Origin of the sequence: Aeromonas salmonicida, assembly GCF_028355655.1 — a bacterium.
Lineage (GTDB): Bacteria > Pseudomonadota > Gammaproteobacteria > Enterobacterales > Aeromonadaceae > Aeromonas > Aeromonas salmonicida.
This window is the reverse complement of record NZ_CP110645.1, coordinates 4,314,786-4,338,795: the sequence shown is the minus strand read 5'-3', so window position 1 is coordinate 4,338,795 and position 24,010 is coordinate 4,314,786. Positions and strand designations below refer to the sequence as shown.

Sequence of the window (24,010 nt, the reverse complement as noted above, 5' to 3'; positions counted from 1 at the left end):
AAGGAACCGCCCCCTTGGATCACTTTAACTACGATGCCGACGGCCAGCTTCAGGCCGAGCAAACCTCGCTGCAACACCTTGCCGAGCAATACGGCACCCCGCTGTACGTATACTCCCGTGCGACCCTGGAACGCCACTGGCATGCCTTCGATCAGGCAGCGGGCGATATTCCTCATCTGATCTGCTATGCGGTCAAGGCCAACTCCAATCTGGCCCTGCTCAACCTGCTGGCCCGCCTGGGCTCGGGTTTTGACATCGTCTCCGGCGGCGAGTTGTCGCGGGTGCTGGCGGCGGGCGGTGATCCGGCCAAGGTGGTTTTCTCCGGCGTGGCCAAGAGCGAAGCCGAGATGCGGCTGGCGCTGGATAAAGAGATCCTCTGTTTCAACCTGGAGTCGGAAGCCGAACTGGAGCGTCTGAACCGGGTGGCGGGCAGCATGGGCAAGAAGGCCCGGGTCTCGGTGCGGGTCAATCCGGATATCGATGCCGGCACTCACCCTTACATCTCTACCGGCCTCAAGCAGAACAAATTCGGCATCCCCATCGAGCAGGCGCCTGCCATCTATCGCAAGGCGGCGGCCATGGCCAACATAGAGATCAAGGGGGTGGATTGCCACATCGGTTCCCAGCTGACCGAACTCAACCCCTTCATGGAGGCGGCCGACAAGCTGCTGCGCCTGATCGACACCCTGGCGGCGGAAGGTATTCATATCCATCACCTGGACGTGGGCGGCGGCCTCGGGGTCAACTATGGTGCCGAGCAGCCACCTCATCCCACCGAGTATGCCGAGGCGCTCAAGCAGAAGCTGGCGGGCCGGGATCTGACCCTGCTGTTCGAACCGGGCCGTGCCATCGTTGCCAACGCCGGTGTGCTGCTGACCCGGGTGGAGTACCTGAAGCCGGGTGAAACCCGCAACTTCGCCCTGATCGATGCCGGCATGAACGACCTGTTGCGTCCCTCTCTCTACGGCGCCTGGATGAACATCATAGAGGTGGACAGCCGCACGGCCCATGAGAAGGCGCTGTATGACGTGGTCGGCCCCGTGTGCGAGACGGGTGACTTCCTCGGCAAGGAGCGCACCCTGGCTATCGCCGAGGGCTCCCTGCTGGCGGTACGCTCCGCTGGTGCCTATGGCTTTACCATGTCATCCAACTACAACACTCGTCCGCGTGCGGCCGAGGTGCTGGTGGATGGCACCCAATCCTTCCTCATCAGAGAGCGCGAGCAGTTGGCCGATCTCTGGCGTGGTGAGCATCTACTGCCCTGAACACAGGAAGGCACCACGGCGACTGGATTTTCCAGACGCGTCTCTGTGTGCGTTGAACGCGCGAGCAGTTGACCGATTGCCGGTGTTGCGAGCATTGACGGCCCTGATAGCAGGGGAACGCACGATTGAGCGGATCGCTGGTGCGCCGAGCATTTACTGCCTAAAGGGTACAGGAACGCACTATGTTGATAGATTTTTCCAAGATGCATGGGCTGGGTAACGACTTCATGGTGGTGGATGGTGTCACCCAGAAGGTGTTTTTCAGCAATGACGTCATCAAGAAGCTGGCGGATCGCCACTTCGGGATCGGTTTTGACCAGCTGTTGCTGGTGGAGCCGCCCTATGACCCTGAACTCGACTTCCACTATCGCATCTTCAATGCCGATGGCAGCGAGGTGGAGCAGTGCGGCAATGGTGCCCGCTGTTTCGCCCGTTTCGTGCGCCTCAAGGGGCTAATCAACCGGAATCGCATCGCGGTCAGCACGGCCCGTGGCCGCATTAGCCTGCAGCTGGAAGGGGAGAATCAGGTCACGGTCAACATGGGGGTTCCCCAGTTTGAGCCGGGCAAGATCCCGTTTCGGGCTCAGAAGGCGGAAAAAACCTATCTGTTGCGGGCACAAGAGCATACTGTGATGTGTGGTGTGGTCTCGATGGGCAACCCCCACTGCGTCATTGAAGTTCCGTCGGTGGCTGATGCGCCGGTGGAGACTCTGGGTGCCATCATGGAGCGGCACGAGCGTTTCCCCGAACGGGTCAACGTCGGCTTCATGGAGATGGTCAACGCCACCGAGATCCGTTTGCGGGTATTCGAGCGCGGTGTAGGTGAGACCCTGGCCTGCGGTACCGGTGCCTGTGCGGCGGCGGTGATTGGCATCAGTCAGGGCAAGCTCAAGGAGCGGGTCACCGTCAGTCTGCCGGGTGGCAAGCTGACCATAGCCTGGAAGGGGCCGGGTCAGCCGGTCTATATGACGGGCCCGGCCGAGCATGTATTCGACGGCCAGATAGAGTTATAGGCATGACGAGGGCGCAAGCCCTCTCTGCTGCGCGATAATGTCAGGGCCCAGTGCCCTTTTTCTGTAATGGACCAACCAATTTATGAGCGAACTCAAACGGCAGGAGCCACTGGTGGATGAAGCCACAGTGCTGGAGTACCTGGCCCGTTATCCCGAGTTTTTCCAGCGCCACGCGGCCATGCTGGACCGGATCCGCATTCCCCATGAACGCAAAGGCTCGGTCTCTCTGGTTGAACGCCAGATGGACAGGCAGCGGGAGCGCATCGAGCAGCTGGAGCAGGAGATCACTGAGTTGATGGGGATTGCCAGCGAGAACGAGCGGATCTTCCGGGTCTATGCCGACCTCTACGGCGAGCTCTATGGTTGCCAGTCTCTGTTCGAGGTGAGCGCCGTGATGGGCAAGGCGTTCGTGCAGCGGCTGCGGCTGACCGGCCTGCGGCTCTGGCTCAGTCCGAAGAAATTCCAGTTGAGCGGCCCCGAGCTGCGCTTCATGGCGGACGGCAAGCAACTCGAGCAACTGCTGGGTCAACGGCTGCCGGGGCAGGATTACTATTTTGGCCGCCTCAACCAGAGTGAGAAGCAGGCCTTGTTTGGCCACGATGTGCTGGTCAACTCCGTGGCCCTGATGCGGCTCGGCGATCTCGGCGTGCTGGCCTTTGCCAGTTCCGATCCCAGCCACTTCAGCCCCCATAACGACACCCTGCTGCTGGGTCAGCTGGGTCGCTTGTTGCAGTTGCGTCTGCCTGAACTGACCCATGGCTAGGGAACCGGCCAAAGCGTCTGCCCCTGCCACCGAGCCTCTGCCAGCCTCTCTGGCCGATGAGCTGGCGGCCTTTATCGAATACCTGAGGGTCGAGCGTCAGCTCAGCCCTCACACTCGCAGCAACTATGAATCCCATCTGCAGGCCATGGCCGCCGAGCTGGTCAGGCTGGGTGTAAGCGACTGGGCCCGGCTCGAGGCGAGCCAGGTGCGCAGTCTGGTGACCCGGATGCACAAGGCCGGGCTCGCTCCCCGCTCCCTTTCTACCAAGATCTCCGCCTTGCGCAGTTTCTGCGACTGGCAGGTGCGCCAGGGACGGCTCACCGCCAACCCGGCCCGCGGCATAGTGACCCCCAAGCAGGGGCGACCGCTGCCGAAAAATCTGGATGTGGACGAGATGTACCAGTTGCTCAACATCACAGACGAGCAGGATCCCCTGGCGGTACGGGATCGGGCCATCATGGAGCTGATGTACTCTTCCGGCCTGCGGCTGGCCGAGCTGGTGGGGCTCAATCTGGGTGACATCAAGCTCGATGACCGTCAGCTCAAGGTGACCGGCAAGGGCTCGCGGGAGCGGGTGCTGCCCATGGGAAGAATGGCGGTGGAGTGGCTGCACAAGTGGCTCAAGGTACGCCCTCTGCTGGCGGGGGACGAGGCCGACGCCTTGTTCGTCTCCAAGCGCAAACAGCGGCTGTCGGCCCGTTCCGTACAGGAGCGGCTCGATGGCTGGGGCAACAAGCAGGCGCTCAATGCCCACGTCCATCCCCACAAGCTGCGCCACAGCTTCGCCACTCACATGCTGGAGTCCTCCGGCGATCTACGTGCCGTGCAGGAGTTGCTAGGTCATGCGGATCTCTCCACTACCCAGATCTATACCCATCTCGACTTTCAGCATCTGGCCAAGGTCTATGACAATGCCCACCCCAGGGCCAAGCGGGATCCTGCCACGCCGGAAGATGAGTGACCTTTACCTCTGTGAAGGAGTGTCTGGGGTTATCTGAGCATCCAAACCGCCAGGGTAGCCAGATATACCGGAAGATGAACAAGGGGGCCTGATTACCCCGCCGTGAAGGAGCATGAATGCATTTTTATCGCCGTTGGCAGCCGGTTGCTGCCATCTCGTTCGACCTCGATGACACCCTCTACGACAACGGCCCGGCCATTGAACGGGCCGAGCAGTGGATGCTTGAGCATCTGCGCAGCGAATACCTGGCGACCGCCATGCTGGACAAGCCGCGCTGGCTGGATCTCAAACGCATCATGCTGATCGCCCATCCCGAGCTGCGCCAGGATGTCAGTCTGGCGCGCCAGCGGACCATTCATGAGGCCATGTTGCAGGGAGGCATGGCGGCAGCCATCGCCAGTCGCGAGGCGGAGCAGGTGTTCGCCGGCTTTCTCGTCGAACGCTCAAAGATTGAGGTGAGTAACGCGACCCATGAGTTGCTGGCACGACTCGCCGAGCGCTATCCGCTGGTGGTGATCACCAATGGCAATCTGGACCTGGCCCAGGCCGGGCTGAATGATTACTTCACCCTGGTCTGCAAGGCGGGGGCGGGTGCCAGGATGAAACCGGCGCCGGACATGTTTGTCCAGGCGCAGGCTGCCCTCAAGCTGGCACCAGACCGGATACTGCACGTGGGGGATCATCCAGTGACGGACGTGCTGGGCGCCCGCCTGCACGGCTTTCGCGCCGCCTGGCTCAATGACCGCCAGCGATCCTGGCGGCAGTTGCCATTGTTGCCGGATGTGGAACTGAACGGACTGGGAGAGCTGGCAGACCTGCTGCTCTGATCGTGTTCGCCGGCAGCTGTTCGCGGCCCTTATTGACGACAAATCAGTCCGTGCAGCTGGTCACTATCGGTCTGGTTGACGCGGCAGTAGTTGATGCCCGGGGGGAGCGCCTGCTGCAAGGTGATGGCTGTGCCCCCATAGTGGCAGACCAGATAAAATGGTCGCGGATTGCGGCTGTCCAGACTCCAGTAGTGAGTCTCGTCATTGTCACCATTGTCCGGTTTGAGCTGGGCAAGCTCGCCCGGATCACCATCGAACAGGGCTAGGTTATCCAGCCTGTGGCTCAGGGTCTGGCCCGCTTCTCCCTGGTTGTTTCGGGCCACGGCTTGCCAGCCCCGAGGCTGGCTCAGCAGCTGCTGGCGGGTGTCTATGGCTGGCGGGCAGTCAAATTGCAAACTGGCGCTCAAAGCCAGTGCGGTCAGTAACATTGTGTGGGGTCTCCCGGCATTATGTGGTGCCCCATGCTACGTCATCCTCCACTGAACAGCTTCATCAGTTTATTGAGCAGATCACGCTGTTGCGGCGGTTGCTTCATGGACTCCGCCTCCCTTGCCAACAGTGTCTGCTGCTCCTGCTCGCGACTGCTTAGCACCCGATAGAGCGGCTCGACCAGGGACTCCCTGTGCATCACCAGCTCCTGGAACATGGCCTGATTGATGCGGTAGGTTTCAACGGTGCCGAGTGCCCGCACCGTGAAGGGACTGGGGTCGCCGGTGAGCAGGCTCAGCTCGCCGAAGAAGTCGCCGGTATTGAGGGTGCCGAGCGGCAATTCACGCCCCTCCACCTTGACCAGCATTTCAGCTTCCCCTTTGACCAGCACAAACAGCCAGCTGGAAACCTCCCCCTGCTCCAGCATGATGTCGCCACTGACGAAGGGGGCGAATTTGACCTGATCGGCGAGCTGGATCAGCTCATCCTCCTGCAACATGGCAAACAGCGGCAACTTGCGCAGGGTGGCGGTGCGCTCGACGGTGTGGCGCTTGTGGCGGGCATCCTGATGCTGTTTCTCCTTGGCCATGAAGACATTGAAAATAGGGGGGGTGAGACGCCGGTCGTTACGGCGCAGGGCGGCATCGATCAGGCTGCGCACCATGGAATCGGTCGGGTCGTCCCGCGCCAGGTCGGTCAGCCAGTAGCGAACGGCATAACGGGCAATTCCCCCTTCCACATTCATCAACAGACAGTCGGGTTGAGGATATTTGGCCACACAGGGCAGGTTGGTTTCCCGCAAGGACTTCTCGATCAGGGCGATGATCTGGGTCGGCAATGTATCCAGGGTCAGATCGAACCAGACCCAGCGCCGCCATTGGAGGGGGGCATTTTGTCGCCGTCCCAGCACGGTGAAACGCTGCTTGAGCAAGTGGCTGTTGGGGATCACCACGGTTTCCCAGTTGCGGGTTTCCATGGTGGTGGCGCGCCAGTTGATCTCCACCACCCGGCCCTGGATGGCTTCCACCTGCAACCAGTCACCGATGGCGATGGAGTTGTCCAGCTGGATGGAGACTCCGGCCAGCAGGTTGCCCAGTGTGTCCTGCATGGAGAAGGCGATGATGGCGGTGATGACGGCCGAGGTGGTGACTATCTCGCCAAGGGCCATGCCGGAAGCGTATAGCCTGAACAGGCACCAGCTGATGTAGCCGATGGTGATGACGATGTCCGCTATGATGCGCGGTATGCGGATCTGGCACAGGGGCAGCAGAAACTGGAACAGCAGTATGCCCCAGACCTTCACCAGTACCAGACCGGCCAGCAGACTGGATATTTCCACCAGCCAGCGGTGGGGTAGCGGCAGGCGGAACCAGCCTCCCTCGAACTGGATCAGCAGGATCACGACCATGCTCATCATGACGAAGCCGAGCTCGGAAACCAGCTCGCGCCGCCGCCCCGGGCTGCGCAAAAAATGGGTGATAAGCAAGAACAGGGTCAGCAGGGTCCAGAACGGGTGCTCGCCAATCCACTGCAAGGTAGGTAGGGCAACGAAATTATCGCTAAACATAACAGCCCCTTATCGTTGGATATTTCCAGCATAGCTGGTTAGACAAGGGTAAAGGGTGCGCTGGCGACACGATTTATTTATGCTGTTGGCAGTCTCGACAGGAGAGTGTGACTTGGTGCAATTAACAAAGAAAATCATCTGCTTGGTGGCATTGCTGCCACTGGCAGGATGCGACCTGCTGGCAGACAAATACCGGGTCGAGTTCAGGGATGGATCCTGGCGCGAGATTGCCATTACCCCTTTCTCCGACGAGGCCCGCTGGCGTGAGGGTTGTGCCACCGGCGAGGTGCTGACCGACATGACGTTGCCACTGAAACGGGGCAAGGTGGTGAATGGCCGTGAGCAGCTGCTCATCGGCGGCGAGTTGTTCGAGCTTGACGATGACAACCTTTACCGCAGCAACGGCATGGTGTTTGGCCACACGCCGGACCATATCCAGCGCGGGCTCAAGGGCATGGATGTGTGCCGTACATTGCGCCCCGAGCGTGGTGGCTTGCCCAAGCTCAAGGCGCGGGGGTTTGGCGACTAGACAACACAGGTTCAGGTGTGTGAGGTGCGAGTCCTGCGCTGACGGCAGGCGTCACCAAAAGCCTGGAAGATCTTGACGGAGTGGGGATTCTCGGTCGCTTTCCACTCCGGGTGCCACTGTACCGCCAGCAGGAAGGGGGAGAGTGTGGGGGCATGAATGGCCTCTACCAGCCCGTCTTCGGCATGGGCCAGCGGCTCAAGCCCCTTTGCCAGCGTCTTGATCCCCTGTCCATGCAGCGAGTTGACGGGGATAGCAGGTTGCCCCATCAGATCGGCAAACCAGCTGCCGGACACCAGTTCAATCTGGTGACTCTCCCCGTACTGTTCATCGACCGGATCGTCCGAATCTTCCCTGTGATCGTCATAGCCGGGCTCGTTGTAGACCTTCTGGTGTATGTCGCCCCCGAGGGCCACGTTGATCTCCTGCATGCCGCGACAGATCCCGAGAATTGGCAGACCGCGATCGAGGGCGGCACGTACCAGCGGAATGTCGAACAGATCCCTGTCTCTGTCCTGCTGCTTCTCCGGGGTAAGGTTCTCCTGGCCATAGAGGGCAGGATCTATGTTGGATCCGGCGCCGCTCAGATAGACGCCATCGGCCAGATCCAGATACTGCGCCAGGTCTTCCGTTCCGCAGCAGGTCGGTACCAGCAGGGGGACGCAGCCACTGATTTCCACCAGGGGCGTGATGTATTTGTGGGTCATTACCTGGTAGGCGTGACCGTTGCGGGGCTGGGCCCCCATTGTCATCAGTACGACGGGCTTACATGGGGTGTGGGGGATGCGAGTCATGATTCACCTTGGCTATCCTTTGCAATCCTGCGCCTTGGGAAGGCCCTTGCTGCCAGCGAGAGGGCAAGGGCATGCCTCAAGGCATGGTCGTGGGATCAGGGTCGTGCCGCAGTACCAGAATCGTCGGTCAGCCTGGGCAATGACGGCCTGGATCCTGATCTCAGTCTGCCAAGGCCGTTCAATATGTCAAACGAAATGATACTGAAATGTTAATCGTCATGAGCAGCACACAGGCTTGAGTCCCTTTTATAGGGGCTTTGATGCTATGCAGTGGGTATGAAGGGGATAGCTGTGGTGGATATATTAAACATTTGACCAGATTGGCCGGATAGCAGAAGGGGCCCTGGTGGAGGCCCCTTGTTTGGCTCAGGCGTTCAGGATGAACCGCTCGATCACCTGGGCGACGCCATCCTCGTCGTTGCGGCCCGTGATGTGTTGGGCCAGCGCCTTGATTTCATCTGTGGCGTTGCCCATGGCCACGCCCAGTCCGGCGTATTCAATCATGTGATGGTCGTTGCCTGCATCCCCCACGGCGATGACCTGGGAGGCGTCAAGGCCCAGATGTTCGGCCAGGGCGGCGACCCCTGTGCCCTTGTTGCTCTGCTTGTTCATGAATTCGAGGAAGAAGGGGGCGCTCTGCACCACTGTGTAGCGCTCGTACAGTTCGGCTGGCAGGCGCTCGATGGCGCGGGAGAGCTGGGGCGGCTCGTCGATCATCATCACCTTCATGATCTGTTCGTCGGCCGCCAGAGTGGCAAAATCGATCAGATTGATGGGCATGCCGATGAGGCGGGATTCGTGCTCTGTATAGGTGCTGACTTTGGGACTGATGAGGCCCTGGCTGACCGAGAAGCCGTGTACGTTCACCTCCAGCTCGTCGGCCAGTCTGGCGATGGCACTGGCGTCGCTTCCGGTGAGCAGCTGGCTGCGAATGATGCGCTGGTCGGCAACCTGCTGTACCAGAGCGCCGTTGTAACAGATGACGTAGTCATCCTGACCCGTGAGGCCGAGCTCTACAAGATAGCGGCTCATCCCTTCCAGCGGGCGGCCCGAGGCAAGTACCACCGTCACTCCCTTGGCGCGGGCGGCGGCAATGGCGGCGTGGGTGCGGGGTGAAATCTGGCCCTGAGGGTTCAGCAGGGTGCCATCCATATCCAATGCGATCAGCTTGTACATCTTTCACTACCTGAAGTCTGGCTGGCCCGCCCAATGGGGCCAATGGGAGGCCGAGTGTAGCGAAAATCGCCGCCTGGATCACGGATGACGGGATGGATCCCGAGTATTGGGCGCCCGCTCGCAAGGTGGAAGGGCGATGAGGAGAGGGCCGGTAGTCTCCGGCCCGGGTCATTTGTGTGGTTCGTACGGGATCAGCTGTACCTGATCCTCGCGAATGGCAAAGTGGATGGGGCCATGTTCGATATCGACCCGGCAGTGATAGTGTGCCATCTCCACCTCGACCCCGGGGAAGACCCGTTGGGCGGCGATGATGTCCATCTCCGCCATCAGCTTTTGCAGCTCCTCCTGGGCTGCCTCCAGCTGCTCATCCAGCAGCTTGCTCTCCTCGAGATGCTTGGTACGGATCAGCTTTATCTTCTGCAGGGTCTCGGGGTTGCGTTTGTCGGTGGGCAACTGCAGCAACTTGAGCAGCAGATCCTGCAGCTTGTCCAATTGATCCCGGCACTCCTGCTTGCGTTGGCGCAGGGCCAGTTCCTGCTCCTTGTGGGTGAAGTAGCCGCCAAGGATTTGCAGCTTGGTGTGGTTGGCCGCAGAGGCTCCCAGGATGGGAGCCATGATGAGACGATTGGCGATGCTGATGCCACCAATCAGGTGGCCCTTGCGCATGCCGCTGTCGCCCACTTTGAGGTCTTGCCCGCTGCGGCTGTAGCAGTGGTTGAGCTGACTCTGGATCTGGATGTCACCCCCAGCCTCCAGCTTGGCGTATTGGGCATAGCTGGCGTGGATTTCACCCTGGGCATTGAGATGACACAGGTATTCACCCTGCTCGTTGCGCCGACCAATGATGCCGTGGCGAACCGTTATGCTGCCGCCGGCTTCGATCTCGCCCCCTTCGATAAAACCACCGATGACGATGTCGCCACTGACCTTGACCTTCATGCCGGGCTGGACGTCGGCATTGACGATGAGCCCCCCTTCAAAGGTGATATGGCCGTGGCGGGCATCCACCTGTTTGACACTCAATACCTCATCCACCTTCATGCCCGTTTTTTCCTGGCAGGGAAGGCCGGCCCGGCTGGCAATCAGCAGGTTGGGGTCATCAGGGGAGAGATAAGTGCCATCGCCAGCGCTCATGGGGCTGTCTTTGCCATTCTTGGCGGGCAGATCCTGGCCCGTGACGGTAAACCCGGGCTCCCCCTGAGTCGCGGGGTGGCGCCGCATCAACTGGGCGCCGGCTTTGACCGTGACTATGGTACCGAGATCCCGCATGTCGACCCGGCCATCATCCCGTTCCTGGGGCTTGAGGATCCGCTCGGCGGGTGTCTCCACCAGTCGCTCCAGACGGGAGTCCTTGCCATTGACCACCGCCTTGCCCAGTGCTACCGGCAACTTGAGTACTGTGCCCGGCGCAGCTTCCTTGGCGGCCAGAATGGCGGCCGTAATAAGGGAGGTCTGTACCCCCTGGCTGACCTCGCTGGTCTGGATTGCCTGCTCCAGCTGTTCTGTGGTGAGAAACTTGCCGCCCCAGTCTGCGGTGATCTGGGCAATGGCGCTCATCCGGTCCTTCTCGATGACCAGCGTGACGCGGGCATCGTGGCGCTGGGCAATGGGGACTGGGTTGCCGGGCAGAGAGGTAGCCGGGTTGCTCAACAGGGTATTGAGCAAGCTGATGGCCTGCTTGATCCCCTCCGTCAGCGGCTGGTAGCGGCGACAGTTGGAGGCCAGCAACAGCGCCTGAATATCGTTCTCTGAAACGGGCTTGGTCAACCCGGGCACGATGCGCAGACAGGCGTATTCCATATCGGCTGATAACAGTAACCACTCTTTGCTTAACACCCGGCTCCCTTACTCTCGCCATGATCTCCAGTGAGATCGCTACTTGCTTCTATTTAATCGGCTTTTAATTAAAAACGCGAGCCATCAACATGATGTCGGTCTGCAGTATTCGGGTATTTCTCTTTTTGGGTCAACGCGCTAAGCACAAATGGGTGAGCTGGGACGAGGAAATCAGGGATGACAGCGGGTATGCTGACCACTCAATGAACCGGCTTGTCAGTGAGAGACGTGCCGGCCCTACGCCCCGGAATGCCTTGTATCGGGACGAGATTGCAGGTCACGAGAGGAGTGTCGATCTTGCGTCATTGTCTGTTGCCTTTAGGTCTGTTTAGCCTGCTGACTGCCTGTCAGCCACAGGTTTCTACCACGGCGCTCGGTACGCTGGAGCGGGATCGGGTGCTGCTGACCGCCACCGCCAGCGAGATTATCCGGGCCTTGCCGGTGGCCCAGGGGAGCATGGTGGAGGAGGGGACCCTGCTGGCAAGGCTGGACGATCGCCGCCAGCAGGCGGTGCTGGCCCGTGCCCGTGCCGGGGAGGCGCAAGCTCGTGCTGCCCTCGCCCGCATGACCAATGGCGAGCGACCGGAGGACATTGCCGCCGCCCGTGCCAATCTCGACAAGGCCGAGGCCAATGTCAGGGAGAGCGAGCGCAACTTCGTGCGCATCGACCGACTGGTGCGTCAGAAGCTGGTCAGCCCGGCGGATCTCGACAAGGCCCGCGCCCTGCGCGACGGCGCGCTGGCCGAGCAGGATGGGGCTCGCCAGCAGCTCGACAAGTTGGCCCGTGGCGTGCGCAGCGAAGACATTGACGAGGCCGATGCTGCCTTGCAGGCAGCCAGTGCCGAGGTAGCGCTGGCCGAACGGGAGCTTGCTGATCTCTCCATCGTCGCCACTCGCAGTGGCCGGCTCGACAGCCTGCCCTATCATATCGGCGAAAGGGTGTCGGTCGGTGCCGTGCTGGTCGCCATTCAGGCGGATCAGGCTCCCTACGCCCGGGTCTATGTGCCGGAGCCCTCCCTCGCCAGTTACCGCATCGGCCAGCCGGTGCGGGTGGTGGTGGATGGGGTGACCGAGCCGCTCACTGGCCGGTTGCGATGGATCTCGAAAGAACCGGCTTTCACTCCCTACTACGCCCTCAACGAACAGGACAGGGCCCGACTCGTCTATCTGGCCGAGATAGACCTGCCCGACGGGGCGCAGGATCTGCCGAGCGGCTTGCCGCTGCAGGCCGATCCAGGCGATGAGAGGCGCGCTCATGAGTGAGCTGGCGATCCGTGCCAAGGGTGTCAGCCGGCGCTTTGGCGATTTTCTGGCGGTGAACGGGCTGGATCTCTGCGTGCCCAGAGGGCAGATCCACGGTTTTCTCGGCCCCAACGGCTGCGGCAAATCCACCACACTGCGCATGCTGACCGGCCTGCTCACTCCCTCGGCGGGAGAGGTGGAGGTGTTGGGTCTGAGCATTCCGAAACAAGCCGAAGCGCTCAGGCGCCGGATCGGCTACATGACCCAGAAGTTCTCCCTCTATGACGAGCTGACGACCTGGGAAAATCTGGAGTTTATGGGGCGTATTCACGGCATGGCTGGCCAGTCGTTGACGGCGCGCCTGCACGCGTTGCTGGAGACCTATGAACTGACGTCGCTGACGCGGCAGCGGGCCGGTGCCATGAGTGGCGGCCAGAAGCAGCGGCTGGCGTTGGCGGCGGCGGTGATCCACCATCCGGACCTGCTGCTGCTCGACGAACCCACCTCGGCGGTGGATCCGCAGAACCGGCGCGATTTCTGGGAGAAACTGTTCGATCTCAGCGAAGGGGGCACCACCATACTGGTGACCACCCACTACATGGACGAGGCGGAGCGCTGCCATGCGCTAGCCATCATGGAAGCGGGGCAGGTACGGGCCCAGGGATCGCCACAGGCGCTGATGGATGCCATGAGCACCCGGGTGGTGGAAGTGCAGACCAGCGACTTGCGGTTGCTCAAGCAGCAGTTGCTGCAGTTGGCACAGGTGCGATCCGCCGCCCAGCTGGGCCAGCGGTTGCGGGTGCTGGTGGACAAGGAGTTGGCTGAACCGGTTGCCTGGTTGCAGCAGGCCTGTCCGGCCTTGAGCGGGGCAGCCATGGCGCTGGTCAGACCCAGCCTGGAGGATGTGTTCGTCAGCTGCACCGGTCAGGAGCCGAGGGCATGAACAGTCTGCGACGGCTCTGGGCCATTACCCAGAAAGAGCTCAGGCAGCTGGCGCGGGATAGATTGACGTTTGGCATGGTGGTTATGATACCCCTGATCCAGCTGCTGCTGTTCGGCTACGCCATCAACACGGATGTGCGCCACATACCGGTGGGGCTGGTGGAGATGAGCCAGAGCGTGCCGGGACGGCTGCTGGTGGAGGCGGTAAAGGCGAGCCAGGTGGTGCGCATAGAACGGCATTACGTGGGGGTACAGGAGGCGGAGGCCGCCCTGACCCGGGGCGAGGTGCGGGCCGTGCTGGTGCTGCCCCCTGACTTGAGCCGCCGCCTCAGCGCCGGTGAGACGGCGGGCCAGTGGTTGGTGGATGGCTCGGATACCATGATAGCCGGGGCCCTGCTCGGTCTTCGCAACATGCCGCTCTCGGATCTGAAACCGGGTCTTGAATCTGCCCCACCCACTTTCGAGACAGTGCTCTACTTCAATCCGGCTAGGCGATCTGCGGTCAACATAGTGCCCGGCCTGCTCGGGGTGATCCTCACCATGACCATGATCATGTTCACCTCAGCGGCCATAGTGCGCGAACGGGAGCGCGGCAATCTGGAACTGCTCATCACTACCCCGGTCAGCTCCATGGAGCTGATGCTTGGCAAGATACTGCCCTATATCGGGGTGGGGCTGGTCCAGGTGGCTATCATACTCGGGCTCGGCCACTTCATCTTTGACGTACCGATCAACGGGGCACTCAGTCAGGTGCTGCTGGCGACCCTGTTGTTTATTGCCGCCAGCCTGACTCTGGGGCTGCTCATCTCCACTCTGGCACAGACCCAGTTGCAGGCGATGCAGATGACGGTGTTCATACTGCTGCCATCCATATTGCTGTCGGGCTTCATGTTTCCCTACGAGGGGATGCCGGTGGCGGCCCAGTGGATTGCAGAGGTGCTGCCTGCCACCCACTTCATGAGGCTGATCAGGGGCATAGTGCTGCGGGGCGGGGAGCTGTCGGAGTTGCTGCCGGATGTGCTCTGGCTGGCGGGGTTCACCCTGCTGGTGCTGACCCTGGCCGCCCACAGGTTCAAGAAGAGTCTGGATTGAAGCGTACGCCGATGCCAGATTGCGCGGTTAGCGGCGTTTGATGCCTAGCTGCTGCGCTGCGTCGTTCTGGGCAGGGTGAGATAGTCGCCAAGCACGGGCAAGCCTTGCAGGTGGCGGCGCAGCATGTCGAGGGCAGCGAAGGCGAGGATTTTGCGTCGGCTCTCGGGGTCCGGATGGTTGACCCTCACCGTCTGGCCGGTCTGCTGACCATGGGCGCAGAGCAGCAGCGGCACGCCGTCAGCCCCCTCTTGTCCTATGGTCAGATGCAAGCCCGCTGCGGTGCCGGGCAGCAATGCCAGATCGCTGGCAAGATGGGGGCTGTAGTGAGCCTCCAGCCGGGGGTGATCGTGGCAGAGAGCAAGCAGGGCACCCCGGCTCTCCCCCTCCAGCAGCGTCAGCGGTTTGTCTCCCAGCAGGGTCAGGATCTGCTGCGCGGGTTCGTCATTCCCGCGTCCCACCAGCCAGGGCTGGATGGCTGCGAGCAGCCGTGCCTCGGCGGCCTCCATGTCTGCCCTGGTCGCACCGTGGCCGATGAGTTTCAGCTCAATCAACGGCATGGCGGAGCGATAACCCAGCTCTATACCTGCCGGCCAGGGCGTCGCATCCAGCATGTCCGAGAGGGCCGATTCCGAGATGCCGAAGCTGTAGAAACGGCGCAGCTCAGTGTCTGTCTGCTCCCCAGCCAGCTGTTTGAGGCGCGGCAAAATCTGCTCGCGCACCATCTGCTTGAACTCGAACGGTACGCCCGGGGTGAAGAAGAGCTGACACCGGCCATGGCCGTTCATCTGACTGACCACGAAACCGCAGGCGGTGCCGACCGGATTGTCCAGGATCTCGCACCCCTGTGGCAGCCAGGCCTGCTTGGCGTTGCTTTGCGCCATGGGGCGTCCCCGACTGGCGTAGCGTGCCTCTATGGTGGCCAGCCACTCAGGGAACAGAGTTAGCGGTTGTCCGAACGCTTCGGCCGCCGCTTGCGCAGTGAGGTCATCGGCGGTGGGGCCCAGACCGCCGCATACCAGCACAACGTCGGCGCGGCTGGCGCTCTCCTGCAGCACGGTTTTCAGGTCGGCGAGGTTGTCCCCCACTGTGGCACGGCGGCGCACCTGCCAGCCCTGATCCAGCAGCAGGGCACTGAGCCAGGCGGCATTGGTATCCACCACCAGCCCAGTCACTATCTCGTCTCCGGTGCTGATGATCTCGATACGCATGGGTGCTCCTTGGGCTGGGGAAGTGAACCGGGACGGCCATGATCCATGGCCGGGGCAATCAGGGTTTGGCGTGCTCGAAGTAGTAGCTGATCCGGGTACGCGGATTGAGGTATTCGAACACGGCCGGCGGCAGTCGTTTGGGGTGGATCACCTTGGCAATGGACAGCTCGGCCTGCTGCAGGTCTATTATCGCTGCCTCCTGGCGGGGGATGCGGGGATCGTACACCAGCACAGAGGGGTAGAGCAGGCGGGAGGCATTGACCGACATCACCAGTCCCACCTGACCGTTGGAGAGCTGCACCACGCTGCCTGGCGGGTATATGCCCATCAGCCGGATCAGCATGCTGAGGTATTCAGGGTTGAACTGGGCCTTGCGCTGCTTGTAGAGGCCGCTCAGGGCCGAGTAGGGCACCTTGGCTTGCAGGTGGCAGAGGTTGTCGTACTCGTTGATCAGCGACACCATCTGAGTGAGCGGGTCCAGCTGTCCCTTCTTGAGCCCCTCGGGCCCGCTGCCATCCAGATATTCATGGTGATGCAGCACTATCCCCTTCGCCTCGGCGGGGAAATCCTTGGCCAGATTGAGCAGATCCAGGCCGTAGCGTGAATGCTGGGCCATCAGGTTCTGCTCCGGCTTGGTGAGTGGTTCTGTCTTGCGCAGTATCTGGCTCGGGATCTTCAGCTTGCCGATGTCGTGGAACAGGGCACCCATGCCGACCTGACGGATCTGGTCGGCCGACATGTTGCACTCCTTGGCCAGCAGCATGCTGAGCACGCTGACGTTGAGGGAGTGGAAGTAGAGGTTGTTGCCATCTTCGCTGTCGGAGACCAGGTGCAGCACCATCTCATCCACCGCCAGCAGTTGCTCCGTCATGGCGTTGATCAGCTCCTGGGCCTCGCCGATGGCGTTGAGGGGACGGGACTGGATCTTGCTCATGACGCTGCGTACCTGCGCCAGGGATTGCTGGAACTGCTTCTCGCACTGCTGCAAATCACGACGATACTGTTGCAACTGCTCGATGCGCTGCTCTTTATCCCGCTGCATCTCGGCCTGGCGCAGCGAGGTGTCCGGCGCCTCTGCAGGCTGTGCCTGGATCTGGCTCAGTGGCTTGGGCGGCGCATCACTTTTGTCCGGAATGATGGTGACCATCTTGAGCCCGAGCCGACGGATCAACTCTATCTCTTCTTCATTCTTGAGCTTGAAGCTGGAAAACAGGAAGGGGTGTTCGCGCCAACCCAGTGGCAGAGAGACGAAATTGCCGACTTGCAGTCGGTCTACGGAAATTTTGATACCTGTCATTGTCTTGGCTGCGAGAGACACACTGAGCCGTATGCTAGTCAAAGGTGGGGGTGAATACAAAAGGTATCTGATGACAGGCTGGGTGGCTTTGTTATAGGCTTCTGGATGTCCAGACATATTTACCGATGCAGTACAGGGAGTAAGCATGCCGATCAAGATCCCGGATCAGTTACCTGCCGCCGAAGTGCTGGGGCAGGAGAACATCTTCGTGATGACGGAATCCAGGGCCGTCACCCAGAACATCCGCCCATTGCGGGTGTTGATCCTCAACCTGATGCCCAAGAAGATTGAAACCGAGATCCAGCTGATGCGGATGCTCTCCAACTCGCCGCTGCAGGTCGATGTGGATCTGCTGCGGATCGACGATCGGGAGTCGAAGAACACGCCTCAGGCCCATCTCGAGAACTTCTATCACGATTTCGAGCAGGTTCGCGGCAACAACTATGACGGCATGATCATCACGGGGGCACCGCTCGGGCTGGTGGAGTTCGAGGAGGTGGTCTATTGGCCGCGCATCGTCGAGATCATAGAGTGGTCCCATCAACACGTGACCTCGACCCTGTTCCTCTGCTGGGCCGTACAGGCGGCGCTCAAGGCCCTGTATGGCATGGAGAAGCAGACGCATGGCGAGAAGCTCTCCGGTGTCTATCGCCACCATCGCCTCGATGAGAACGAACCGCTGCTGCGCGGTTTCGACGACGAGTTCGTCGCGCCTCACTCTCGCTATGCGGCCTTCGACGGGGATCTCATCCGTGCCCACACTGACCTGCAGATCTTTGCCGAGTCCGAGGAGGCGGGGGTCTACCTGGCGGCCACCAAGGATTGTCGTCAGGTATTTGTCACCGGCCACCCTGAATACGATGTGCTGACCCTGGATGGAGAGTATCAGCGGGATCTGGCGGCCGGGCTCGACCCCGTCATTCCGGTCAACTACTACCCGAACAATGATCCAGCCCAGCCGCCGCGCGCCAGCTGGCGCAGCCATGGCCACCTGTTGTTTTCCAACTGGCTCAACTACTACGTCTACCAGCTCACCAGCTATCGGGTGGAAGATATCGGCAAGGTGTTTACCTACCAGCAACCCAAGTAGGGCCAGCGGTCAGGGTCAGTCGGCCTGATCCAGCCGCGTGGCCAGGGCATCCAGCCATTGGCGATGCGCCGGCAGGGTGAAGGCCTTGGGCCTGTGGGCCTTGATGGCGGCCATGGCCTCCTGTTGTGGCTGGCCGAGGGAGATCAGCAGGGCGGCCGCTACCAGACCGGTGCGGCCGCTGCCCCCCTGACAGTGGATGACCAGATGCTTGCCATCGTGCAGCAGTGCGGTCAGTTGTGGCAACGCCAGCTGCCAGGCGTGTTCGAAGGCGGTATCGGGGGCCTGATCGTCTTCGATGGGCAGGTGGAACCAGCGCATGCCTTCCTGCTCGACCTGACGACCGAGGTGCGCCAGATCCAGCTCTGCCAGCTCGGTGGCGGTCATGAGCGTTACTACCCCGTGGGCACCGGCAAACCTCAGCTGATCCAGTGCCAGTGGCAGCGGTACCTGCTGGGTGCCGGGGCAGGGGGTCAGCAGCAACTGGCCATCGACGCGGGGCACTTCCTGGCTCCAGAAGGGATGAGACGAGTACATAAAGGTCCTTATGAGGCCTGCAAGGGGGAGGGGGCCTGACATGGCCCGGATCCTGAGTGCGCCAAAGCATAGGGGGTGCTGTCTCTATGTCAATCTGCGTTGTGTTCGGCCCGGTTTACGGGCAGAGTCTAAAAAATTGATCGGTTCAAGGAGTTAAGATGAGAAACCTGGATCAACTGGATTTGGATATCCTGGCCCATCTGTTTCGCGATGCGGGCATGACCAACAAGGATCTGGCTGCCCTGGTCGGGGTGGCTCCGTCCACCTGCCTGGAGCGGGTGCGCAAGCTGCAGCAGGACGGGGTGCTCAAGGGGGCACATTGCGAAGTGGATCATCAGGCGCTGGGTGGCCATATCCAGGCCATGGTTTCGCTGCAACTGGCGCGCCACAGTCGCCAGATCATCGATGCCTTCCGCGATGCTATACTGGCGCTGCCCGAGGTGATCAGCCTGTTTCACATGGGTGGCAAGGATGACTTTCTGGTGCACCTCTGCGTCGCCGATACCGAGCACCTGCGCAACTTCGTGTTCGATCACTTCACTTCACGGGAAGAGGTGGTGCACCTCGAAACCTCGCTGGTGTTCGAGCACAGATTCAGCCGTTCCCTGCCCTGTTTCCTCAATATCTGATGGCGTGTCTCGCCCAACATAAAACCCGCCAACTGGCGGGTTTTATGTTGTTGCGTTGGCGGGGTCAGTTCAGTACGGTCCGGGTATCCGGCGCCGTCTGGTAGAGCCCTTTCTGGTAGGCCAGACTCCCCCACAGCGCCAGCCCTAGGGCGGCATCCTTCATGGCATCCGGTTGCGGTGCAGGTGTGAGGGTTTCGCTGGCATCCTCATAGATGAAGCCTTGCGCCGGGCGCTCCGGTTGCAGGATCACCACATCCTTGCCCCGCATCAGGGCAAAGTTCTTGTCGTACTGCATGATGGCGCGCCCCGGCCAGTCGGCTGGCATGCGGGTCAGATCCTTGCCCAGCATGGGATAGTCGGCGCTTATCCCCATCAGGGAGAGCAGCGTCGGTGCCATGTCGATCTGGCTGACGATGCGCGGGTCCTGCTTCGGGGCTATGCCGTCACCGACGATGACGCCGGGAATGTGGAAGCGGGGGATTGGGACCAGACTGTCACCACCAACTCGACTGTCGTGGTCGGCGATGACCAGAAACAGGGTGTCTTTCCAGTAGTCGGACTGCTTCGCCTTCTTGAAGAACTCGCCGATGGCGTAGTCCGCGTACTTGGCGGCGTTGTTGCGGGTCTGCTTGGGTTGTTCGTAGAGATCGATGCGATCGTCAGGGAATTCAAAGGGATCGTGGTTGCTGGAGCTGAACACCAGGCTGAAGAAGGGCTTGCCCTCCTTGTGCAGTGCCTTGAAGGTCTCGTCTGCCTTGGTCATCAGGTCCTCGTCGGAGGCGCCCCATGACCCCTCGAATACCGGGTTCTTGAAGTCTTTCTGCTCGACTATGGTGGTGAAGCCGTTGCCGAGGAAGAAGCTGCGCATGTTGTCGAAATGGCTCTCGCCACCATAGATGAAGCTGGTGTCGTAGCCGCGCTGCTTGAGCAGATCCGCGATGGTAAAGAAGTTGGTTTGGCTCTTGCCTAGCTTGACCACGGCCTGGGCCGGGGTCGGCGTGAAACCGGTCAGCACAGCTTCTATGCCGCGCACCGAACGGGTACCAGTGGCGTAGAGCTGCTCGAATGCCCAACCCTGTTGCGAGAGCGCATCCAGATTGGGGGTGAGCGGCAGGCCGCCGAGGGAGCCGACGAACTGGGCTCCCAGGCTCTCTTGCAACAGGATCACCAGATTCTTGGGTTTGCCGCTATAGCTGGCTTCGTTGAAGGTCTGGCTGGGCAGGGCCGTCGAGCTGAAGTCATGGAGCTCGCGGCCGCTCTCCTGGCGAATGAGGTCGAGGATCTGTTGCCGAGGCAACTGGCCATAGAATTGGCTGGCATCCTCTTCGCCCCCCATCTGCTTGATGGCGAAAAACACCGAGTAGGCGGAGTTGACGGTGAGGGCATTGATCAGAGGGTCGCTGGCAAAGGCGACCATGGCCGGATTCAGAGGGCGATGACCCAGACTGGAGCGGGCGCCGAGGAAGCCGATAGCGAGAATGAGCAGGGCGAAGGCCGGGCGCAGATACCAGCGGGGGAAGCTCAGTCCGCGCAGCAGACGACCGCTCAGCCACCAACCTCCTCCCAGAGTCAGCAGGCTGAACAGCACTGCGATCAGCAGTTCACCCTTGCGGCCGGCCCATAGCATGGAGAGCACTTCTTTCGGATAGATGAGGTACTCCACATAGAGGCGGTTGGGCCGCACGCCGTACTCGGTCACGAAAGAGGGAGTGGAGATCTCGAGGAAGAGCATCAGCCAGAGTCCCAGCGTCAGCCAGACCCTGATGAGCTGCAACCAGGCCCGGCCAATGGCGTGGGGCCCGGCCAGCAGCATGGTCAGCATGGCGGGGACACCCCATATCCAGCAGAGGGTCGCGATATCGACCCGCAGCCCTTGCAGCAGCATCTCTGGCCAACCTGCGACGGCATCGACCCGTTCCAGTTGCCACACGCCGAGGCCGACTCGGCTGGCGGAGAGAGAGACAAGCGCGATAAATGAAAAAACGGCGATGGGCCAAAACGGTCCCAGCCATTGTTTGATAGTGGTCATTGTTGTTCCTACAAGCCTGTTTGCACCCGTCCTCGGGCACATTGTTTTTATATTGCAGGGTTATGACCTTGTGCTTGGGGAAAGGTTGCATCAGGTGCCGGTAAAAGAGATGTTCTGGCACGATTTATGCCTTTTATGTGACAAGACGCAGGGATTGAAGACAGCATAAATGGCTGGAAAAAGTGTGATCCGTCCTGCAAAGCGGCGCTGGGGGCTTGTTTATAATGGCGCCGAATTTTCTCAATCGGAGCCGAAGGGATGCCGGTCTTTATCGATGTGGAATATTTGCAGGGATGGCGGCTGTTTGTGGTGCTCTCCGACGGTACCACAGGAGCGCTGGATCTGGCCCCCTGGCGCGCACAGCCCCTGTTTGCGGCGCTGGATTCGGAGCGGCGCTGTGCCAGGGTCTTCATCAACCGCCGTCATCAGCTGGAATGGCCCGCTGGCTGCACCCTCTCGGCCCACGAGGTGTATCACCTGATCAAACCCATCAATGAGCGGGAAGCCTTCAACTAACCCTCTTTTTTGTGAGCCATCCCCAGATTCCTGTAACTGGAATGTTTGTCCGTTTGCCTTCTCTACCCAATTTGGGTAAAACCTGCGCAACATTTTGCCAACCCTCTCTTGCCGTCGCCTGACAAGGCTTGCCACATCTTGGTCGCAGGCCTTTTTTGCGGCCAGACGGCAAACCTTTCCCCGGCAGAAAGGTTTGTTGGTAGAGATTAAAAAAACAAGATAAACAGATAGATAAGGAAAGTTCATGGCTCATTTTATGCGGACCCCTCTCGCCTTGCTGGTGGGCGGCCTCGCCTGCCACGGCGCAGCCGGTCAGGAGCAGGTGCAACGACTGGAGCCCATGGTGGTGGTTGCCAGCCGCCCGACCAGCACTCTGGAAGTGACGCTGGATCCCAAGAAGCCGGGCTCCCCCATGCCTGCCGCCGATGGCGCCGGTTATCTGAAGAACGTCACCGGCATGAGCATGGTGCGCAAAGGGGGGCTGGGGGGCGATCCCGTGCTGCGGGGGATGGGCATGTCCCGCCTCAACGTGCAGATGGATGGTGGCATGCTGGCCGGTGGCTGTGGCGGTCGCATGGACCCGCCCACCGCCTATGTATTTCCCCAATCTTTCGACCGGATACGGGTGTTGAAGGGGCCGCAATCCCTGGAGCAGGGTGCCACCCTGGCGGGAACCGTGCTGTTCGAGCGAGACAGACCCGAGTTCAGTGCTCCCGGTGTCAAGGCCGAAGCCTCGGCGCTGTATGGCAGTTCCGGTCGTGACGACCAGATGCTGGATGCCACCGTCGGCGCCCCCGAGGGCTATCTGCGCGGCCAGTTCACTCACTCCGACAGCGATGACTACCGCGATGGTCACGGCGACAAGGTGCGCTCCTTCTATCGCCGGGAAAACGGCACGGCCCAGCTGGGCTGGACGCCGGGCGACAACACCCTGCTCGAGCTGACCGCCGAGCGCAGCAACGCCCGCGCCGCCTACGCGGATCGCATGATGGATGGCCCCATGTTCGACCGGGAGTCTTTCGGTCTCAAGTTCAAGCAGGAGGCGATCAGCCAACAGTGGCGCCGCAGTGAGCTGACGCTGTGGGACAACGACATAGACCACATCATGGACAACTTCAGCCTGCGGCCAAACAGCGGCATCAAGATGCTTTCCAACCCGGATCGTCGCAATACCGGCGGCCGCTGGGCCAACGATATCGCCCTGCCGGCCGACTGGTTGCTGACCGCCGGACTCGATGCCAACCGGGATCAGCACAGGGCCCGCAGCGGGGTGGATTACGCCAGCCAGCCTCGCCAGCGTACTTTGCGTTTCGAACAGCAGGGGGGCTTCGCCGAGCTGGGTCGCCAGCAGGGGGCCCACAGCTACAAGGGGGGTTATCGTCAGGATCGGGTGGAGACCACCAAATATGGCGCCGGCGATCAGACCCTCTATAGCGACAAGCTGGTGCTCGACAGCGGCTTTGGCCGCTACGAATACCAGTGGTCACCAGCTTGGTCGAGCTATCTGGCCTGGGGCCAGGCCGAGCGGGCACCGGATTACTGGGAACGCAGCAAGGACAGCGTCCCCTTCACCCTCAACCCCGAGCGGAGCCGCCAGTGGGATGCCGGGCTGGCCCTGCGCAGCCGCGATCTGGATCTGACCCTCTCCCTGTTCAGTGCCGACATCAAGGACTACCTGCTCTATCACAGCAAGTCGAACCAGGTGCGCAACATAGAGGCCCAGACCCGGGGCGGCGAGCTGGAAGGGCGCTGGCAGTTTGCCGAACAGTGGCGCCTCGATGGTGGTCTGGCAGTGGTCTACGGCGAAAACCAGAGCGACAGCAAGCCGCTGGCCCAGATGCCGCCACTCGATGGCAAGCTGGCCCTGGGCTGGCAGCCTGATGAGGACTGGAGCTTTACGCTGCTGGGGCGCGCCGTCGCGGCGCAGAAGAGGGTAGATGTGGGATCTGGCACAGTGGCCGGTCAGGATCAGGGGGAGACACCTGGTTTCTTCACCATGAACCTGAGCGGTGCCTGGCAGGTGAGCGAAGGGTGGCAGTTGTCCGCCGGTATCGACAACCTGTTCGATACCTTCTACTACGAGCACCTCTCCAAGTCGGTACACGCCAGCCAGGCGGGGCTGGGGTATGAGCAGATTGGCCGTATTCCCGAGCCGGGCCGCGCCTTCTGGCTGTCAGTCAACTATCGCTTCGCCTCTGCCGGCGTGCTTTGAACCGGGTACGTGCCAACTGCCAGCCAGGGGGCTCTAACCGACTGAAGCGGGTAACGTTTTCA

Annotated in this window: 22 protein-coding genes; 13 read left to right on the top strand and 9 right to left on the bottom strand. The window is 61.2% G+C overall.

Annotation, left to right across the window (positions count from 1 at the left end; genetic code table 11):
• Positions 1-14: 14 nt before the first annotated feature.
• The 5 genes from lysA to ONZ54_RS20185 all read left to right on the top strand — a co-directional run bounded on the left by lysA (position 15) and on the right by ONZ54_RS20185 (position 4,829).
• Positions 15-1,265: a diaminopimelate decarboxylase gene (gene lysA, locus ONZ54_RS20205; RefSeq protein WP_005316164.1), complete on the top strand. Its 1,251-nt coding sequence runs from the start codon at positions 15-17 to the stop codon at positions 1,263-1,265.
• A gap of 182 nt (positions 1,266-1,447) precedes the next feature.
• Entirely contained in the window at positions 1,448-2,278 is an 831-nt protein-coding gene (gene dapF, locus ONZ54_RS20200; protein ID WP_334312716.1) for a diaminopimelate epimerase, read from the top strand.
• 82 nt (positions 2,279-2,360) lie between these two features.
• Positions 2,361-3,041 carry a DUF484 family protein gene (locus tag ONZ54_RS20195; protein WP_005316158.1) on the top strand — a complete coding sequence of 227 codons (681 nt, stop codon included), beginning with the start codon at positions 2,361-2,363 and terminating at the stop codon, positions 3,039-3,041.
• Positions 3,034-4,002 (top strand): tyrosine recombinase XerC, encoded by a 969-nt coding sequence (gene xerC / locus ONZ54_RS20190; protein ID WP_265451545.1) that lies wholly within the window; start codon positions 3,034-3,036, stop codon positions 4,000-4,002. The genes ONZ54_RS20195 and xerC overlap by 8 nt, the downstream gene beginning before the upstream one ends.
• A 116-nt stretch (positions 4,003-4,118) precedes the next feature.
• On the top strand, positions 4,119-4,829 hold the full coding sequence (locus tag ONZ54_RS20185) for an HAD-IA family hydrolase (RefSeq protein ID WP_271787000.1): 711 nt from the start codon (positions 4,119-4,121) through the stop codon (positions 4,827-4,829).
• Positions 4,830-4,858: 29 nt separating this feature from the next.
• Here ONZ54_RS20185 and ONZ54_RS20180 read toward each other — a convergent pair whose 3' ends face one another.
• On the bottom strand, positions 4,859-5,257 hold the full coding sequence (locus tag ONZ54_RS20180) for an STY0301 family protein (protein ID WP_087757059.1): 399 nt from the start codon (positions 5,255-5,257) through the stop codon (positions 4,859-4,861).
• 41 nt (positions 5,258-5,298) lie between these two features.
• Positions 5,299-6,825, bottom strand: a complete 1,527-nt coding sequence (locus tag ONZ54_RS20175; RefSeq protein ID WP_059169219.1) for a mechanosensitive ion channel family protein — start codon at positions 6,823-6,825, stop codon at positions 5,299-5,301.
• Positions 6,826-6,940: 115 nt separating this feature from the next.
• Here ONZ54_RS20175 and ONZ54_RS20170 point away from each other — a divergent pair, with 115 nt between their 5' ends.
• Positions 6,941-7,354: a hypothetical protein gene (locus ONZ54_RS20170; RefSeq protein WP_170321039.1), complete on the top strand. Its 414-nt coding sequence runs from the start codon at positions 6,941-6,943 to the stop codon at positions 7,352-7,354.
• 11 nt (positions 7,355-7,365) lie between these two features.
• Here the strand turns inward: ONZ54_RS20170 and ONZ54_RS20165 are convergent, their stop codons facing one another.
• From ONZ54_RS20165 to ONZ54_RS20155, 3 genes are all read right to left on the bottom strand, one after another.
• Positions 7,366-8,145 carry a gamma-glutamyl-gamma-aminobutyrate hydrolase family protein gene (locus ONZ54_RS20165; RefSeq protein ID WP_058394819.1) on the bottom strand — a complete coding sequence of 260 codons (780 nt, stop codon included), beginning with the start codon at positions 8,143-8,145 and terminating at the stop codon, positions 7,366-7,368.
• Between the two features lie 366 nt (positions 8,146-8,511).
• On the bottom strand, positions 8,512-9,321 hold the full coding sequence (yidA, locus tag ONZ54_RS20160) for a sugar-phosphatase (protein WP_271786999.1): 810 nt from the start codon (positions 9,319-9,321) through the stop codon (positions 8,512-8,514).
• 168 nt (positions 9,322-9,489) lie between these two features.
• Entirely contained in the window at positions 9,490-11,157 is a 1,668-nt protein-coding gene (locus tag ONZ54_RS20155; RefSeq protein ID WP_334312715.1) for a DUF342 domain-containing protein, read from the bottom strand.
• Positions 11,158-11,445: 288 nt separating this feature from the next.
• Here ONZ54_RS20155 and ONZ54_RS20150 point away from each other — a divergent pair, with 288 nt between their 5' ends.
• Genes ONZ54_RS20150 through ONZ54_RS20140 form a run of 3 tightly spaced genes read left to right on the top strand, consistent with a single transcriptional unit; the run spans position 11,446 to position 14,433 of the window.
• Entirely contained in the window at positions 11,446-12,420 is a 975-nt protein-coding gene (locus ONZ54_RS20150) for an HlyD family secretion protein (RefSeq protein WP_125597423.1), read from the top strand.
• Positions 12,413-13,342 carry an ABC transporter ATP-binding protein gene (locus ONZ54_RS20145; RefSeq protein ID WP_271786998.1) on the top strand — a complete coding sequence of 310 codons (930 nt, stop codon included), beginning with the start codon at positions 12,413-12,415 and terminating at the stop codon, positions 13,340-13,342. The genes ONZ54_RS20150 and ONZ54_RS20145 overlap by 8 nt, the downstream gene beginning before the upstream one ends.
• Positions 13,339-14,433: an ABC transporter permease gene (locus tag ONZ54_RS20140; RefSeq protein WP_005316125.1), complete on the top strand. Its 1,095-nt coding sequence runs from the start codon at positions 13,339-13,341 to the stop codon at positions 14,431-14,433. The genes ONZ54_RS20145 and ONZ54_RS20140 overlap by 4 nt, the downstream gene beginning before the upstream one ends.
• Positions 14,434-14,477: 44 nt before the next feature.
• Here the strand turns inward: ONZ54_RS20140 and ONZ54_RS20135 are convergent, their stop codons facing one another.
• Together ONZ54_RS20135 and ONZ54_RS20130 are read right to left on the bottom strand one after the other, a co-directional pair.
• Complete coding sequence (locus ONZ54_RS20135; protein ID WP_271786997.1) at positions 14,478-15,641, bottom strand: CinA family nicotinamide mononucleotide deamidase-related protein; 1,164 nt, start codon at positions 15,639-15,641, stop codon at positions 14,478-14,480.
• A 58-nt stretch (positions 15,642-15,699) separates the two neighbouring features.
• Positions 15,700-16,938, bottom strand: a complete 1,239-nt coding sequence (locus ONZ54_RS20130; RefSeq protein WP_005316119.1) for an HD-GYP domain-containing protein — start codon at positions 16,936-16,938, stop codon at positions 15,700-15,702.
• Positions 16,939-17,083: 145 nt separating this feature from the next.
• On the opposite strand from ONZ54_RS20130, the gene metA reads away from it, so the two are divergent.
• Complete coding sequence (metA, locus tag ONZ54_RS20125; RefSeq protein ID WP_021138958.1) at positions 17,084-18,028, top strand: homoserine O-acetyltransferase MetA; 945 nt, start codon at positions 17,084-17,086, stop codon at positions 18,026-18,028.
• Between the two features lie 15 nt (positions 18,029-18,043).
• On the opposite strand, the gene ONZ54_RS20120 is transcribed toward metA, so the two are convergent.
• Positions 18,044-18,562 (bottom strand): cyclin-dependent kinase inhibitor 3 family protein, encoded by a 519-nt coding sequence (locus ONZ54_RS20120; protein WP_170946446.1) that lies wholly within the window; start codon positions 18,560-18,562, stop codon positions 18,044-18,046.
• A 158-nt stretch (positions 18,563-18,720) separates the two neighbouring features.
• Here ONZ54_RS20120 and ONZ54_RS20115 point away from each other — a divergent pair, with 158 nt between their 5' ends.
• The gene (locus ONZ54_RS20115) at positions 18,721-19,191 is read left to right on the top strand and encodes an Lrp/AsnC family transcriptional regulator (protein ID WP_021138960.1); all 471 of its coding nucleotides are present in this window, start codon (positions 18,721-18,723) and stop codon (positions 19,189-19,191) included.
• 64 nt (positions 19,192-19,255) lie between these two features.
• On the opposite strand, the gene ONZ54_RS20110 is transcribed toward ONZ54_RS20115, so the two are convergent.
• The gene (locus ONZ54_RS20110; protein WP_096117788.1) at positions 19,256-21,220 is read right to left on the bottom strand and encodes an LTA synthase family protein; all 1,965 of its coding nucleotides are present in this window, start codon (positions 21,218-21,220) and stop codon (positions 19,256-19,258) included.
• Between the two features lie 258 nt (positions 21,221-21,478).
• Here ONZ54_RS20110 and ONZ54_RS20105 point away from each other — a divergent pair, with 258 nt between their 5' ends.
• Positions 21,479-21,736: a DUF2442 domain-containing protein gene (locus ONZ54_RS20105; protein ID WP_005316103.1), complete on the top strand. Its 258-nt coding sequence runs from the start codon at positions 21,479-21,481 to the stop codon at positions 21,734-21,736.
• A 244-nt stretch (positions 21,737-21,980) separates the two neighbouring features.
• Positions 21,981-23,948, top strand: coding sequence for a TonB-dependent copper receptor (locus ONZ54_RS20100; RefSeq protein WP_271786996.1), 1,968 nt, complete (start codon positions 21,981-21,983; stop codon positions 23,946-23,948).
• Positions 23,949-24,010 lie beyond the last annotated feature (62 nt).